The sequence below is a fragment of the Pseudoalteromonas sp. SCSIO 43201 genome, assembly GCF_023716725.1.
GTDB lineage: Bacteria > Pseudomonadota > Gammaproteobacteria > Enterobacterales > Alteromonadaceae > Pseudoalteromonas > Pseudoalteromonas peptidolytica.
On sequence record NZ_CP072684.1, the window covers coordinates 824,687 to 841,321 of the forward strand.

General features: G+C 42.9%; 10 protein-coding genes and 2 pseudogenes. 8 read left to right on the forward strand and 4 right to left on the reverse strand.

Features of this window, described 5'->3' with window-relative positions; genetic code table 11:
* The first annotated feature begins 113 nt into the window (after nucleotides 1-113).
* Nucleotides 114-2,882 (forward strand): methyl-accepting chemotaxis protein, encoded by a 2,769-nt coding sequence (locus J8Z24_RS20195; RefSeq protein ID WP_252095739.1) that lies wholly within the window; start codon nucleotides 114-116, stop codon nucleotides 2,880-2,882.
* 94 nt (nucleotides 2,883-2,976) lie between these two features.
* On the opposite strand, the gene J8Z24_RS20200 is transcribed toward J8Z24_RS20195, so the two are convergent.
* On the reverse strand, nucleotides 2,977-3,450 hold the full coding sequence (locus tag J8Z24_RS20200) for a peroxiredoxin (protein WP_128732424.1): 474 nt from the start codon (nucleotides 3,448-3,450) through the stop codon (nucleotides 2,977-2,979).
* 87 nt (nucleotides 3,451-3,537) lie between these two features.
* Nucleotides 3,538-5,604, reverse strand: coding sequence for a winged helix-turn-helix domain-containing protein (locus tag J8Z24_RS20205; RefSeq protein WP_252095740.1), 2,067 nt, complete (start codon nucleotides 5,602-5,604; stop codon nucleotides 3,538-3,540).
* A gap of 323 nt (nucleotides 5,605-5,927) precedes the next feature.
* Here J8Z24_RS20205 and J8Z24_RS20210 point away from each other — a divergent pair, with 323 nt between their 5' ends.
* On the forward strand, nucleotides 5,928-8,963 hold the full coding sequence (locus J8Z24_RS20210) for a TonB-dependent receptor domain-containing protein (RefSeq protein ID WP_252095741.1): 3,036 nt from the start codon (nucleotides 5,928-5,930) through the stop codon (nucleotides 8,961-8,963).
* Between the two features lie 220 nt (nucleotides 8,964-9,183).
* Here the strand turns inward: J8Z24_RS20210 and J8Z24_RS20215 are convergent, their stop codons facing one another.
* Nucleotides 9,184-11,193 carry a beta-propeller domain-containing protein gene (locus tag J8Z24_RS20215; protein WP_176033677.1) on the reverse strand — a complete coding sequence of 670 codons (2,010 nt, stop codon included), beginning with the start codon at nucleotides 11,191-11,193 and terminating at the stop codon, nucleotides 9,184-9,186.
* A gap of 370 nt (nucleotides 11,194-11,563) precedes the next feature.
* On the opposite strand from J8Z24_RS20215, the gene J8Z24_RS20220 reads away from it, so the two are divergent.
* From J8Z24_RS20220 to J8Z24_RS20245, 6 genes and pseudogenes are all read left to right on the forward strand, one after another.
* Nucleotides 11,564-12,439, forward strand: coding sequence for a MipA/OmpV family protein (locus tag J8Z24_RS20220; protein ID WP_217704717.1), 876 nt, complete (start codon nucleotides 11,564-11,566; stop codon nucleotides 12,437-12,439).
* Between the two features lie 22 nt (nucleotides 12,440-12,461).
* Nucleotides 12,462-12,818, forward strand: coding sequence for a DUF3019 domain-containing protein (locus J8Z24_RS20225; RefSeq protein ID WP_241651713.1), 357 nt, complete (start codon nucleotides 12,462-12,464; stop codon nucleotides 12,816-12,818).
* Entirely contained in the window at nucleotides 12,818-13,507 is a 690-nt protein-coding gene (locus tag J8Z24_RS20230; RefSeq protein WP_128732428.1) for a response regulator, read from the forward strand. The genes J8Z24_RS20225 and J8Z24_RS20230 overlap by 1 nt, the downstream gene beginning before the upstream one ends.
* Before the next feature lie 7 nt (nucleotides 13,508-13,514).
* Nucleotides 13,515-14,792 carry an ATP-binding protein gene (locus tag J8Z24_RS20235; protein WP_147389926.1) on the forward strand — a complete coding sequence of 426 codons (1,278 nt, stop codon included), beginning with the start codon at nucleotides 13,515-13,517 and terminating at the stop codon, nucleotides 14,790-14,792.
* Nucleotides 14,780-15,067: pseudogene (locus J8Z24_RS20240) on the forward strand (transposase); the annotation flags it as partial. The gene J8Z24_RS20235 and the pseudogene J8Z24_RS20240, both read left to right, overlap by 13 nt.
* A 25-nt stretch (nucleotides 15,068-15,092) precedes the next feature.
* Nucleotides 15,093-15,530, forward strand: coding sequence for a nuclear transport factor 2 family protein (locus J8Z24_RS20245; RefSeq protein WP_252095742.1), 438 nt, complete (start codon nucleotides 15,093-15,095; stop codon nucleotides 15,528-15,530).
* A 106-nt stretch (nucleotides 15,531-15,636) separates the two neighbouring features.
* Here J8Z24_RS20245 and J8Z24_RS20250 read toward each other — a convergent pair.
* Nucleotides 15,637-16,323: pseudogene (locus J8Z24_RS20250) on the reverse strand (transposase); the annotation flags it as partial.
* Nucleotides 16,324-16,635 lie beyond the last annotated feature (312 nt).

Below are 16,635 nucleotides of genomic sequence, written 5' to 3' on the forward strand. Positions count from 1 at the left end.
CACGTTAAGCTTAAGAGGTTCACTTACTCAGTAGCCAGTAGCTTGGCTTATACGATAATGTTGTGGCACAGCTAAATAACTACACTATAGTTACTACTGTTAAATAACCTACTATGGGTAAGTTTGTTATGATCATGTTTGGCTTAGGAAAGGCAAAAAGGGACAATGACCTAGACGCTCCTCTTTTTCAGCACATAAAAAAAACCACTGCGTACCTTGAGATTGATCATCAAGGAAATACTATTGAGGTCAGTAATCGGTTTAAGCAGCTATTGGGGTATGCACCCGATGTACAGCTTACTTCAATCAATCAAATTTGCCGCAGCCCAAAACACAAAAGCGCACTAGAGCAAGCCATTACGCAATTGGCGAACCAATCTCAAGTTAGCGTTGAAATAGCCTTCGACACCGCAAAGCAAGTAATTAAGCCATTACTGCTTGAGCTCTCCAAAACACCACAAGGGAGGATTGTGTTGATTGCAACAGATATTAGCCATTACCGCACCACTATCAATACTGCACGAGCAAGCCTGCAAGCACTTTCATCTTCGTTTGCAATGGTTGAATTTAACGTTGATGGCACTGTTTTATCCGCAAACGACAAGTTTTTATCTTTGCTGGGTTATGAGCTAGCTGAGATCCAGAATCAACATCACAGTATGTTTGTTGAAGATAACGATGCCAAAAGTGAAGACTATCAATCGTTTTTACAACAGCTAAACAGTGCAAAAAGCTTTGAGGGTGAATATAAAAGAAAAACAAAATCCGGTAAAACGGTATGGCTACATGCCACTTATACCCCTATCGTTAACGCCAATAATCAGCTGAGTAAAATAATAAAATACGCTATTGATATTTCGGAGCAAAAGTTTCAAGAGGCGACATATCAGCATCAAATCAGCGCCATCGAGCAAACTCAAGCGGTTATTGAGTTTGACCCGAACGGCAATATCATTACCGCAAATCCACTCTTTTTAGATGCCGTTGGATACAAGCTGACAGAAGTACAAGGCCAACACCATCAAATATTCATGGATAACAATGAGGCTTTAAGTAGCCAATATATCGCTTTTTGGCAAGCTCTGCGGCAAGGGCTGCATCAATCAGGCGAATTCAAGCGCGTCACTAAAACAGGGCAAACACTTTGGATACAAGCAACCTATACACCCATACGTGATGAAAGCGGTGACGTTTACAAAATTATAAAGTACGCCTCGGACATCACAGCTACCAAACTCGCTTCTTTTGATTCTGCTGGGCAAATTGCGGCGATCAATCGTTCACAAGCCGTCATTGAATTTGATTTACAGGGAAATATTTTAAAAGCCAACCAAAACTTTTTATCCACTATGGGTTACAAAGAAGAAGAGGTTATCGGCCAACATCACCGTTTATTTGTTGCAGAAGACTATGCTCAAAGCACCGAATATAAAGCCTTTTGGCAACGCCTTCAGCAAGGACAGTTTGAGTCAGGCGAGTTTCATCGTTTGGCCAAAGGAGGCAAAGAGGTCTGGATCAGCGCAACCTATAACCCAATTTTGGACGAGCAAGGTAAACCACTTAAAGTGGTCAAGTTTGCGACCGACATAACCAAGCAAAAGCTGAGCCATGCCGACTTTTCAGGGCAATTAGCTGCAATCCGCAAGTCACAAGCGGTGATCGAGTTTGCAATGGATGGAACTATTTTATGGGCAAATGAGCTATTTCTTGACACCATGCACTACAAACTGGAGGAAATTCAAGGTAAGCATCATCGCCTTTTTGCCACAGCTAAACAAGCAAACAGTGCCGAGTATCAAGCGTTTTGGCATAAGCTTAATAGAGGCGAGTTCGACTCAGGGCAATATCTAAGGCACGATAAGCATGGTAACCATGTTTGGATCCAAGCATCTTATAACCCTATCCTAGATCAAAAAGGGAAACCTTTTAAAGTCGTCAAATATGCAACCGATATTACGGCTCAAAAACAAGCTGTTGAGTGTATTAAAGCGGCAATATTCGCGATGGAACAAGGCGACCTAAGGCATCGTATCACCGTGCCGCTAGATGGCGAATTTAGCGTACTTCAGCAAGCTATGAATGGCTTATTTGATAAGCTGAGTGATTTGGTCAATACAATCAATCGCGGCGCTGAGCAAGTATTCGATGTTGCAAAGCAAATTGCCAGCAATAACGAAGACTTAAATAGCCGAATTGAAAACCAAGCCGCGAGCTTGGAAGAAACCGCAGCAACAATGGAAGAGCTCACTGCCACCGTCAAGAAAAATGCAAATAGCGCCAGTCATGCTGCCGAAAAAGCGACATTTGTTAGCGAGAAAGCGCATTCAGGTAAAGCATCAATTGATGATGCCATCACAGCGGTGGGAAAAATAGAATCCTACAGCACGAAAATATCTGACATTATTAGCGTAATTGATGAAATTGCTTTTCAAACTAATTTACTGGCACTCAATGCGTCAGTTGAGGCAGCACGAGCAGGAGAGGCCGGTCGTGGTTTTGCCGTTGTTGCAGGTGAAGTCAGAAACTTAGCACAGCGCAGTGCATCAGCCGCGCGGGAAATTAAGTCGTTAATTAAAAATAGTGTGGATGCAGTAGCACAAGGCAGCAAGCTTGTGTATGAGTCTGGTGTAACCTTTGAGGAACTGATGCAGTCTATCGCAGATGTCAGCCAGATGGTCGAAGAGATAGACAATGCAGGCAAAGAGCAAGCGGATGGGATCTCTGCGGTATCCACCACGATTGCGCAAATGGATAACATCACCCAACAAAATGTGACGCTAGTAGAAACCACTTCCCGCTCAGGAAAGCACATGGAAAATCAAGCTAAACTACTCACCGACCAAGTTGCGTTTTTTCAGCTAAACAACCTAAACGATGAGTAAGTGACTTGAAATTCGGATAATTGATCTGAGTTCGGTTTAATTAATGCCTTTCTCACTGCTAGCTAAGACACATTCATTATCCTCAACTCATAGGCTAGAGCAAAGCTAAGATAACTTCAGCTTTGCTTACCTCAAATTGTTTTGGTTGCTCCACATTCAGGCTTGTCACTACACCATCTTCAATCACCATGGCGTAGCGCTGCGAGCGCAGGCCACCAAAAGCACCGGTATCCATGTCCAGCCCAATTGCTTTTGTGAAGCTGCCATCACCGTCGCCAAGCATCATAATGGCTTGTGCATTTTGTGCTTCACCCCACGCTTTCATCACAAAAGCATCGTTTACTGATACACATGCGATAATATCCACACCTTTGGCGGTAAATTCATCTGCATTAACCACAAAACCAGGCAGGTGCGCAGCTGAGCATGTAGGTGTAAATGCGCCTGGCACGGCAAAAAGAACTACCTTTTTACCGGCAAAGCAGGTAGCGACATCATGATTAACCATGCCATCAGCGGTGAGCTCGCTCAGTTGTGCCTGAGGTAGTTTTTGTCCAACTTCAATCATTTTCAATTCCTTCAATTTATACCAATGTTCTTAATTAAGTGGTCTCTTTTGAGGCGAGAAAACCTTAACGTGTTGCTTCACTCAACATCAGAGTCTATCAATACGCTTTATATCGACTTGCGGGATCTCATAGCCTGTAAACAATAGCCAGTTTTTTGTTTCAATAAACTCCAGTCCCCTACTGCGGCTAAAACTGCGCTCAGGCACTCGGATAATGTCTTTATGTTGTTTACTCGCAAAGTCAAAGTAGCTAATGCGAAAATCACCACGATGAACAGATAAGTAGTAGATACCTGAACGAGACACTGACCAGCTCGCGCTTGATGCTAAATATGCCCCAGTAAATAAATGCTGATGTTCTTTAGACATCAGATCCATTTTCCACATTTCTTGTTGTTCACTTTTGTATATGTATAAGGCATCTTTGTAATCGATCGCTGTCGTCCCAGCGGTTAACTTAGTCACGGGCTTTTGATGTGCCTCTATTGACACTCGAAATATGTCTTTGCCATCTGAGACATATATATGCTTGTCGTCAGAGGACCAGCTAGGCTTGCCATGATACTCAAGACCTGTTTTTATTTGGATCACTTGCTTGTCGGCGACATCCAGTAGCTGGAGCTGACTCCCCTGCGATGATTTAGTGATAAAAACCACTTTGCTGCCATCTTTGGACCATGCTGGATGCAACGCTTGTAACTCTAATTGGGTTAGCTGTACTCGCTCGTCACCTTTGAGGTTAGACATCCACACTTCATCAAAGCCAGACTGATTAGAAATAAAAAGCAACTGCTCTGAATCTGATGAGTAATCAGGGTAACGAAAGCTCACTTGTGAGTGTAAAATTGGAAATGGGGAGCTTGCTACAGTTGCACTTAAATCAAGTTTCATAATAGAAGTATCTATCTCCCAATTATGAAAATAAAGCGCTCCGAAAGCGCTGAAATTTGGGTAGCTGAGCCCAGAAAATGGTAGCGAGGCCAATATCTTGCCGTCAAGTGACACTTTATATGCTTTACGTGCACCATGCTCTATAGATGACACCACAAGGTAATTGTCAGTAGGATGCCAAGTCACTCCTCGTAAGTCATCATGACCTTGTAGAAGCGTAATCTCCCGACCTGAGTCCAGCATTTTCAGGTAGAGGTTTTCTAAACCATTGGGTAAGTTGCGACTGATCACGATTTTAGACGCATCGGGTGACATCACAATACTTTCAGGATAGCTATCTTGACAGTTCAACTGGCAATCTAAGACCGTTTCGGTCAGATGAGTTAAGTCAAGTAAGACGACCTGCCCGCCACTACCTTCACTTTTTTTCGCAACAAACCCAAGTAGATTTTTTTCTGCCGAGTAGGTCAGTGTGGTCGTCGTGTTTACAGGGCAATCTGCGAGCACTTTTTGTGCTTTAGTCACTGTATTTAGCGATTTGATGGCACACTTACCCGTTTGCTTTGCAATGAAAAATACCGTTTGGTTGTCTCGCGCCCACACCGAAACAGACGCATTTTCGTTACCATTGCTGAGCTTAACAGGAGGACGGTTTGGATGAGTAAGATCTTTTAAATACAGATGTGCATGACCACCGAGCTTTCGCCATGCAAAGGCCATAAATTGCCCATTAGGAGAAATACTTGGAAACAACTCTCGCCCGGGGTAATCGGTTACGTCAACGAGCGCATCGTTTGGACGGTCACTGTTCAAATACAGCATTAAAGTGACGACTAAAATACATAAAGTTGTCAACATCATGACTTTGTTGACACTTATAAACTGTGCAATATTAGGTTGTACCTCAGGGCTAATAGCTGCGGGTTCAAAATGAGGAGGAACTTTTAATCTATACCCTGACTTACGAATGGTTTCGATAACCTCGTTTTCTGTATTTTCAGTGCCACAATCCAGTGTTTTGAAGGTTTTTCGCAAATGCCAAATAGCATTGGTCAAGGCTTTTTCACCAACAAAAAGATTGCCATCCCATACTTGAGCAATGATCTCTTCACGTGTTACTACGTTGGGGTAGGCACGTGCCAATACTGACAATACCTCAATAAACTTTGGTTGGACACAACACACTTTCCCATCTTTAGACATACTATGTCCAATAGGATCGATGTTTACGCCTAATAACTGAAAAGTAGTGTCGTGCTGCATGATTTCATCTGTGAATAAGTATGCAATAAATCATACCTAAATTAGTGTCTAAATGAAAAAATTTACACGATGAATGCCACTTTCATATTTAAATCCATCTTAAAGTATTAATTAAACATCTGTTTTAAATGCTTATTTTTAAATAGATATTAAATAGAGCTAAAAACGTTAAAGAATAGATATTGGTATCATTGCATGTACCAAAGGGATGGTCAGAATGAGCAACACTGGTCCAGAATATCGCCTTTTGTTTGTGAAACAATAAGGCATTCCCCGCCCAGCAGACCCTAAATCAATGAACAACAATTAGAAAAGGGATCACCGTGTTACCTAATAATAAATTAAAACTCATTACCCTATCTATCGCACTCGCATGTAGTCATTCCACAACTGCACAAGCGCAACAGATTGAACGTCAACAGGTAGAGCAAACGAGCTCGACAACCAACACTCAGGCCGAAGATCAGGCGCTTGAAAAAATAGTGATCACCGGATCGAGGATTAAAAGAGACAGCTTTTCGGTGCCAACACCAATTGCAACAATGAATGCGGAGTCTTTGAATGATGCTGGGTTTGGTTCACTGGCGGATATTTTGTTCGAAGAAATGCCGCAAGTCAGCGAAGGAACAGGTAACGGAAACTCGCAAAGTAGCGTTCAAAATACGGGACTTTCTACAATCGACCTCAGAGAGTTAGGGGTTAGCCGCACGTTAACCCTGATTGATGGTCGCAGAGTGGTTTCCAATAGCTACTCAGGCAATTACGTTAGCCTCTCAACTATCCCTAAAGGCATGGTTGACCGAGTAGAAATCATCACCGGAGGCGCTTCAGCTGCCTATGGTTCTGATGCCATCGCTGGGGTGGTAAATATCATTACGCAACAAGATAAAGAAGGGGCAACTTTCCATGCTCGTGGAGGAGAAAGTACACAAGGTGGCGCAGCAGAATACACAATAAGCGCAGACTACGGTACCAGCTACGACGATGGTAAGGGCTACTTCTTTTTCAGTGCCACGTATGATGAAGAAAAAGGGTTAAGTTACTGGGATAGAAAACGTGCCCAACAGCAAGACAGCTGGGACTACGATGAAGACCGTATGTGCAACGTGATGCTAACAGCAGCTTACGATCCCGACACAAAAACAGCCTATCAATGTATGCGAGACATCGACAAATCACAATGGACTAGCCTCAGCGATTCTATCCCTGGTGGCGTCTTTGACGAGTCGAGCAGCTTTAAACCCGACGCCGGTTTTTGGTACGATGGCACTACGTTAAGAAACGATTGGCAAGAGGAACGCCACGGCATTAACTTCAACCAATTTACGATGTTAAAAGTGCCAGATAAAGATATTTCTGCAGCAGTAAAAACTGAGTATGAGTTTGACAATGAAGTAGAAGCCTACTTCCAATTACAATACAGCCGCAACACCTCACGCAATGTCAAATCACCAGAAAGTGAAGATGAGTGCGATGCGATAGTTACATACGATCCTGCAAACAATCAATTTGGCTCAGATTGTATGGGCCGTATCCCCTATGATAATCCCTATATGCCTGACGCTATCCGCGCAGAAGCAAGTTCAAAAGGCGTAAAATGGGATCGACTGTTCTCAGAAGTGGGAAATATCATCAACGACAATGAAAGAACCACGATTAGGACATGGGGTGGATTACGCGGCTACCTGTGGGATGACTGGGAGTGGGATGTCTCCGTAGGTTATGGCAAGTTCAAACAGGAGCAAAACCGTAGTAACGAGATTTTTGTTGCACGTGTCAAACAAGCACTCAACGCCGAGCGTCTAGCGGACGGCACCATTCAGTGTAAAGACGAACAAGCTCGAGGCCAAGGTTGTGTACCAATCAACTTATTTGGTGAAGGGTCAATCACAGCAGAAGCCGCTAATTATATTCGAGCTAATCCATCCATAACCACAGATATCGATCAAGTTACTGTATCTGGTTTCATCACCGGCGATTTATTTGAGCTCCCTGCAGGTGCTGTAGGCTCTGCTTTTGGTTTCGAATATAGAAAAGACAGTCAGAGTGTCGCTACCAATGTGCCTAATGGCGGTGTAACCTTCAACTATGTACCTACTTTTGATGGTGATGTGAGCGTGCGAGAAGCTTTTGCTGAGCTTTCGTTGCCGTTACTAAAAGATGCCCCCTTGGCTAAGTCTCTCAGTGCAGAAGTGTCAGCTCGTATTGCCGATTACAGCTGGGCAAATACAGGGCTTATCCAAAGTTATAAAGCTGGATTTATCTACGAGCCAATTGAAGGTTACTCAATCCGGGCCAATTGGGCCAGAGCGATGAGAGCACCTACTATCACAGAGCTAATGTCTCCGCCTCGTGGTGATTATGATAGCTTTGATGATATTTGCGATGGCGTTACTGCCACTTCAATGGAGCCGGGACATGATAACTGTCGAAAAGAGGCAGGGATCCTCGCTACCATTGCTGCAGAAGGGAAGTTTGAAGATGAGAATAATGGCTATTCTCCAAACTCAGGGAATAATGAGTTGTTTGAAGAAACAGCTGATACAATTACGCTTGGCTTGTCCCTTGCCCCTTCGTTTATTCCCAACCTTAGAATGGCGTTAGACTATTATGATATTCAAATCGATGATGCAGTTACGGCGCTGGGCAACGAAGATATCATCAAATTCTGTTATGCCTCATCCATGGAATATGGCAGCGAAAATGAATTTTGTCGCGACATCAAGCGTGATGAAGAAGGGCAGATCTTTGAAGTAAATCAGCGCGTTATTAACACTGATGAAATTCGCACCAAAGGTTACGATATTGCCATGGAGTATCTGTACGATGCCAGTGAATATGGCCGCTTTAAGGTAAAAGCGGATTGGACGCACGTCATTGAGTATTCAATCACCAGTACGGGTCCTGATGGCCAATATGAGGATTTATACGAAGGCTACTTAGGCGATGACATTTTTGAAGACAAGGGCGCTATTGCACTGACTTGGTACAAAAATGACTGGCGTGTGCGCTGGAGTACAAAGTACAAAGGTGCTGTGGAAGCAAGTCGCTCTCGATATGAAGATTGGCAAGCTGCAATGACGAAAAATGATGCCCGTTGTGCCGCTGGAGAGTCAAGCTGCATCAGTAACCCTGAGCCACTGTGGCAAGGTTCACTGCCATCGGTTGTCACCCATAGTATCAGTGTAAACTACAGCATGGATTTGAATAACGATCGCTCTTTATCGATTTATGGTGGTATCAACAATCTATTCGATGAAAAGGGACCGTTTATTGTCGGTGGTAGAGGTAACTTTGATAGTGCTTATGGTTCTGGTGTTGGACGCTTTGCGTTCATTGGTGCCAAGTACCAATTTTAAAGTAAATACTGTGGTTTAGGCCACGGTAATTACAAAAAAGCCCCACATTAGGTGGGGCTAAAATCATGATTTTATCGATACAGACTCAGCAAATGTAACGCTCTTACTGAAACGGTAGGCTGCGGTGCTACAGTTCACCGCTACACAACAAAACCATGTACAACAAGACTGTGAAATCCCCCTAAAACGACGTTAAGAGTTCAAACGGTAACCATCTGCTCTAATGTGGGCCGGTGTTATTTTGAGGTGTTAACCAATCGCTTTGCCACACATAGTTGCCATGTATGTACAAAAGTTTATCGCCTTGGATAAGCCCCCTATCCGCCTCGGTATATCCCAGCACTTTATCATTACTAATAGGCAAGGTGAGCGCTGCTCGGCTGCTACCACGGTAGGTCAACGTGGAGTCCACTCCTTGTACTACTTCAAATGCAGCCAGGTCATTAGCAGTATACCAAGTGGAGCTAGCGTCACTCTCTTGTTCGGTAGTCCAATACACAATAGGTAACGTAAATCGCGTCACTGATTCATTGTCTTTTAGCATCGCCAGCGTACGATAATCATACTCCAGTGGCGTAAATCCCCCTTCAAAGATATGTGCTTTTAACAGCTTAGGTGCCGCCGGATCAGCCACATCAAATAAACTCACTTGTGTACCTGAAGCGACTTCAGAGTTTGGCTCCGTTACATGTTGCCCAACGCCAAGCAATAAGCCTTCGCCAATTGGGTGTAAGTATGAGGAAAAACCGGGTACTTCTAGGCTGCCAACCATTTTAGGCTCTGTAACATCCGATAAATCTAAGACATATAAAGGGTCTGTTTGCCTAAAAGTAACAACATAGGCAGTATCGCCAAAATACCGCACGGCGTACACATCTTCATCTACTTGATTGGTTTGTGGGTTCACTTTACCAATTGGGGTGGGATATTTATCATTTGGTAAAGTGGCAACTGTTACCAATGTGTTGCCTTCTGGTTTTAGAATATGCAGCTTGTGGCTATTTCCCATGCTAGTGTCATATTTACTTGTGAACACTCTGAGCATACCGTCTTGTTCATCAAATCGCGTTGCCGCCATGTTACTACTCACCTGTGCAAGCTGACCTTCAACCTCTCCTGTCGCTTGATAAGTTACCCCTTCATTATTTAGTGTCAATTGGTGTAATACTAAACCATGAGGTTGCCAAATCGCGGTATTGACCTCATCAGTGTTATCGGCGAATGTGTAGTTATACAGATATAGCGCCGTCGCTGACATATAAAAGCCCGCGGTTCGGGTGCTTACGCATGTTGTTTTAAAGTCATCAGGAGTGTGAATATTCACTTGGGTTATGGTGGTTAAGCCATGGTAGCCATCTAATGCCGTTGCATCTGCAGGCAGATAGCAGCTATCTGCTGCGACTAATGGTGCTTCTGCGTTTGTTTGTAGGTTTTTAAAGGTAGGGAGCAGTGCGTTGACATCCATATCCATTAGTTGGTTATAGCTTGCTAATCTGTCATTGTCCGTATATCCACTGTAACTCAATGTATGTTCAGCTATTACATACAGAGTATCACCTATTAGGCGGCTACCAACTAGTGAGCCATCCATCCGAAAGCGTTTCTCGACGGCTGCTTGTTCGGGCATGGATACGTCACTGAAAGCCAGCTCTATAAAACCTTGATAATCCACTTGTGGCTGGATTGACTGTATCGATATGTCGTCTGCAAAGTCGTAATCATAATCCATCAATACACTGATTAACTGGTGATCCTGTAAATAGAGGTTTTGGCTAGCAAACGCTGAGTCCGACACAATAAGTTCATTCACTTGTACTGGCACTTCGTCAGCCACAGTATCTAACACTCTAACGAAGGTTTTACTGCTGTCCCCCTCGTAGGCAACCTCCGTCGTCCCAGTAATATACAAATAGCGCCCGTCAAACTTGATCCGGTCGCTTTGTGATACCCCATCCACAAGTTGGTTTGTCCCAGAGTATGGCGTTGTTACGGTAGTAGCGGCTGGGTTTTCCGACACGTCTTCGCCGTTTTTCCCCCCTCCACTTGCGATAAAAATACCATTTTTAACAAACTGACTAAATTGCGCTGTGGAAGATGCTTGTAGCGGTGCCGTACTGTTATTTAGCGCATTAAGCGCTGGCAACATCTTATTCTCTTCATTGTTGCTGCTACCACCACATGCACTCAAACCTGCAGCAAGTGGCAAGCTCAACCAAATTTTGTAATTCATAATGTTATCCTTGAAAGTTAAGCGTCAATTAAGCCTAAACTTTTACGCTGGCATTTCTGTTATCATCAGCGTTTGTTTTGTTATTTAATGTTACCCTTTCTGGTAATTTGTACCGCGACTGGTAAATTACACATTAGGGCAGGCTGACCACTCACCGCCAAAAAACGACTACCATTTTGTTTTAATACTGACTCAAGTTGAGGAAATCAAACACTGACGGCATTACCGCTTTTTATTTAACGTCACCAACATGGACACAAATGGCTTGGTGATAACAAAATGCAACAGTGGTGTTATCAACACTGCTTTCTGTCATTAAAATAGATCAGCTAACGAAACAAATTTGTATCACTCAAACTGGAGTTTCACATTGAAAAAGTTACTAGTGGCCTTAACTTTGCTGCTCGCCGCCAAGGTAAGTGCCAATACAGTGCCATGTGACGCCAATGACAGCGAATGTACAGCTATTGGCCAATGGCGTTTTGGTGTCGCACTCGGTGGCGGGGTGATCACCAACCCACTACATGGCGGTGATAACATACCTTTGATTGCAGTGCCTTATATCAGCTATTACGGCGAGAACCTATTTTTAGATAATGGAACATTAGGCTATACACTCTACTATCACGACCAATTTGACATCAGCTTAATTGGCACATTTAACACAGAACAAGCGTATTTTGAGAAATTCCACCCGAGTAATATTTTTGTACAAAAAAGTTTGTTAGATGCCAGTGCTGAATTACCTGGAGGTGAGTTTCTCGCGGAGCAACGTGTCATCTCACTTGATGATATTAAGTCAAGGAAATGGGCAGTTGATGGGGGAGTGCTAGCACATTGGATTATCAATGATAATGTCAAAGTAACAGCATCATGGCTGAGCGACATCACCAACACATATCAAGGTTATAATGCGGATATAGGTATAAGTTACCGATTCCGCTTCAATAATACACCAAATGCCCATGCACTCATCAAAGCAGGACTAAAATGGAAAAGTAGACAGTTAATCGATTACTACTATGGGATTGATAAAGCCGACACCCTTAACTCAGCCTTGTGGTATGAAGGTAGCTCAAGTTACCAGCCCTATTTGAGTTTTGCTTATTCATATCCCATAAGCAAATCGTGGACTTTCAAATTTAACGCGAAATATCAACAGCTTGACACTGTTATGACAGATAGCCCGATAGTCGAGGATAGCTATACCGCGACAGTCTTTGTCGGGGGAAAATATGAATTTTAGGTTGTACTTAATAATAATTATAATGTTTAGTGCTTCTAGCACCGCCTCAACCACACCTAGCAATGAAGTTAACTTTGAAATTAAACCCATTACTTGTATGGTAAAGCAAGCAGGACAACGCTGTGAAATGACCGCAAAAATAGCGTGGCAATCTCCCTTCCAAAGAAATTTGTGCTTATTTCAAGAAGAACAAAAACTACAATGTTGGGAGCAAACTGCTGAGGCAAAATCAACACAGACCATCTCGCTATCAAAATCCATGATTTTTAGCTTGAGGGATGCTAAAAATAACATGATTGCGAAACAAACTATCGAACTACACACAAGCGTCAACCAGCAATATCGACGCAAACTGAGAAGCGACTGGAGTGTGTTTTAATGGCAAAAGTATTACTAGTTGAAGATGATGTTAAGCTTGCGGAGTTAACCGCAAAGTTTCTTATTCACAACGGCTTTGAAGTCGTACAATTGCACAATGGCATCAATGCGATAAAAGCGATTGAAGCAGAAAAGCCCGATATTCTTATTCTTGATATCATGTTGCCCGGACTTGATGGTTTCTCCATTTGTAAAGCGGCTCGAAGTGAATTTAAAGGGCCAGTTTTATTTTTAACTGCCAAAGATAGCGACTTTGATCATGTCAAAGGACTAGAAATTGGTGCCGATGATTATATTATTAAACCAGTAGAACCCTATGTATTGCTGGCTCGGCTAAACGCCCTATTAAGGCGCACACAAAGCGAACAAGTACAATCAGACTCTATCGTGCTTGGCAAGTTACGGATCAATAAATCAGACAGAAAAGTCTATTTATCCAATCATGAAGTAGAGCTCACCAGTTATGAATTTGACTTATTGAAGACACTCGCAGGTCATGCTGGAGAAACCCTCAGCCGTGATTACATTTACAAACATGTAGTTGGACGTGAATACGATGGCTTGGATAGAAGTGTAGACGTACGTATTAGCCGTCTGCGTAAAAAACTCGGTGACAACTTAGAGCAACCGGCTCGACTCATTACCGTTTGGGGTAAAGGTTACCTTTGTTCAAAGTCTGCTTGGGATTAGTTTATCTGTGTTAAAGCTATTACTCAGCTTATATGTAGCTGTGTTTACCAGCATTGTTATTATTAACCAAGTAAGTGAAGCAATTTGGACGCATTGGGTGCATTCTGCACCTGACGAGTTGCGCCATGCAAAAACCATAGCACACACACTGAAGTCCAGTATTTCTCCAAATAGCTTACCCAAAGAGTCAGACACCATAAAAATACTCGATATGGATGATGTGGCTTGGTTGCCAGAACAAGCTAGTACCCTAAAACAGGGTGGTATATTAACGAGTTTTGATGATACCGGCAGTGCTTGGCTGACTTTCAAAATACCAGAGTCAACTTTATTGCTGCAACTAGGGCCGCTCGCCCCTGCAACCTCTGCGACCAACAAGCAATGGCTTATCAAGCTACTCTCTTATGCTGTATTGGCCTTTTTACTCATGTTGTGGATAAGGCCGCTCTGGCTTGACCTTTTACAACTTCGCTATATTACCGAATGCCTCGCTCAAGGTCAGGTGCCTAAAACGACGCGACGCTCTAGATTCTCTGCTATCTCTAATCTTACAGAGCAAATCTACCACTTAGCATCGCAAGTGGCACGACTGATTGACAATCAAAAGCTATTAGTCAACGCTGTGTCTCATGATCTGCGTACCCCTTTGGCTAGACTTAAATTTGCTCTTGCAATGCTACCTGAAAACAGTCGAGAGCAAGGCAATGATATGGCTGATGATGTGTTGGAAATGGAGGCCATGATAGATGAAATGCTGGCCTATGCGCGGCTAGAATTTGAAGTAAAAAAGCTGGAGCTGATCCCGCTTAGCCTTAATGAGTTAGTTCAAGACCAAATAAGCAAGCTAAGTAAACTCACTGATAAACAGGTTTCCTTTCAAGGCAGCTGCGATGAAATTATCCTCCTAGCCAACCCACATTATTTATCTCGCGCTATCCAAAATATTGTGCAAAACGCAGACAAGTACGGCAACTCAGCCATCATGATCCGTACCGAAAGTGACAAAAAATATGCCTATATTCAGGTCGAAGATGATGGTAATGGGATCCCAAAATCACAGTGGGAATCCGTATTTGTGCCCTTTTCTAGACTTGATGCAAGCCGTAGCAAAGGCGGTGGAGGGTATGGACTTGGCCTTGCAATTGTACGCAAGATTGCCACTTGGCATAAGGGTAGCTGTCATGTTGGTTGCTCAACTGAACTTGGCGGAGCTAAGTTTACCTTTATTTTGCCACTCGCACATCGCACAAGCAGTTACTCTGGCACCAATGCGAAATTAGAGTAGATAATGGCCCAGAGTTTACTTCGACTATGCTGGAAACGTGGGCGACGGAAAACTGTATTAAACTTGAGTTTATAAAACCTAGTAGCCCTTATCAAAATGGCTTTGTGGAGAGGTTTAACCGAAGTTACCGTGAAGAAGTGCTAGATTTATACTTGTTTGAATCACTGCAAGAAGTACGTGAAATCATAGATGAGTGGTTAAGTATTTATAATTATGAGCGGCCTCATGATTCACTTGGTGATATGACACCAATTGGTTACCTTGAGGCAGCATAAAATTCTACGAAAGAGCTGTACTAAATTGGGTGGAGTTACAGATTTACATAACGCTAAGCTTGCTGTCGAATTTGTACAGCGCATCATGAATGATCACGACTTCAATGGCATACGCGAGCTTTTTTATGGCCAACAGTACATACAACATAACCGAAACATCGCAGATGGAATTGAAGGCGTCATTGAAGCTGTAAGCAGTCTTGTAAATAATGCCCCTGAGTTCAGTTACGACATCAAACATATTTTCGTTGATGGTGACCATGTCGTATTGCATTCACATGTAACTTTAAAGGCCAAACATCGAGGCATTGAGACCGAGGGGTTTAATATTGTGGATACATGGCGTGTGGAAAATGGGCGCCTTGTCGAACATTGGGATACCATTCAGGGCATTAGCTTTTCTATGCGCCTGTATGCACTTCTTACTGGTGGAAAAGTTAGGAACAAAAATAGCATATTCTAGCTGGTAGTATTTACGTATTTCTCGACGCCAAAATCAGTGTACCGCACACGAAAAAGCTAGCATGACTTGTATAGCTTGGAGAGTTGTAGCTAAAGGCTTTATTTGGTTAAACCAGCAAACATTCACAATTTGCCAGATTTGTGCGTCGTCGTTTTTTGAGTGTTTCACAGTAAGTTTTCAATACCTGCGCTCGACCTGCAGCCCTGCAAAAAACCCAACAAAATAGTGTTGTGAGCTTTATCCAAAAAATCAGGTTCGATGTTTAGTTAAGACAAAATTGGTTAAAACTCTAAAATAGCGCCTTTTTTATCGGTGCGTATACATTTACCCGTAAGCTCCACTAACTCTAAGTAAGCCTTGAGTTCGAAAGGCAGGACTTTTAACATGTGTTGTCGGGGCTGTCCGCAAACCTTACGTAATCGGCTGTTTGGTCATTTGCCTTGCATGGTCGGTGCGTTTTTTGATACTGGTAAAGTCAGCGGTTTCAGGCGTTGGAGCTAATTTAGCTCTATTGGGGTTTTAGTCGACTTATGCCATACAGGCAGCTAATGCGGCCTCGTCTAACAAGGGTTGAGATTTGAAATCTGCCTTCCCAAAATCTGCCAGTACATTCATCTTCTTTATTTGCCCTGCGGGCAATCTCCTCGTTGAGTACCCGCATAAACCAGCTAATATCTACCAATCTTAGTCTGTACTTGGCAATATATTCATAGAGTATCAGCTGTTCTAACTCGATTAGTGGCTCTTCCTCGATAAACTTCCACGTTATCCAATTACCTTTAAATAGCTTGTGTCAGCAAATGCGGTGCTTCTGCTAAAACTCCTTAGCTAGACAAGTAAAAAACTAAGCTGTGGCTTAGCAGCAATGGGTTGAAACAGTAACACCATGCTATCATTCTGTTATCATTTTTTTATCGCAAGTCATTAATTACTATAGATTTATGTAATACCCTGTAATGTATCTTTGTTTAGCAATTTGGTACACTAACTATATAGCTCTAACTTCCGGTCGCAATAACTTCTTTGTTGGCGACTAAGCCATTGTGAGAGGGCAATATAGGTATTTTTCTCTGCTCTGATAATCAGTCTTTGATAAAGATAGTGC

Bases quoted from the DNA above. Each gene is read 5' to 3' on its own strand.
- J8Z24_RS20200 (WP_128732424.1), bottom strand. From the start codon at position 3,450: ATGATTGAAGTTGGACAAAAACTACCTCAGGCACAACTGAGCGAGCTC.
- J8Z24_RS20230 (WP_128732428.1), top strand. From the start codon at position 12,818: ATGGCAAAAGTATTACTAGTTGAAGATGATGTTAAGCTTGCGGAGTTA.
- J8Z24_RS20195 (WP_252095739.1), top strand. From the start codon at position 114: ATGGGTAAGTTTGTTATGATCATGTTTGGCTTAGGAAAGGCAAAAAGG.
- J8Z24_RS20205 (WP_252095740.1), bottom strand. From the start codon at position 5,604: ATGCAGCACGACACTACTTTTCAGTTATTAGGCGTAAACATCGATCCT.
- J8Z24_RS20215 (WP_176033677.1), bottom strand. From the start codon at position 11,193: ATGAATTACAAAATTTGGTTGAGCTTGCCACTTGCTGCAGGTTTGAGT.
- J8Z24_RS20225 (WP_241651713.1), top strand. From the start codon at position 12,462: ATGTTTAGTGCTTCTAGCACCGCCTCAACCACACCTAGCAATGAAGTT.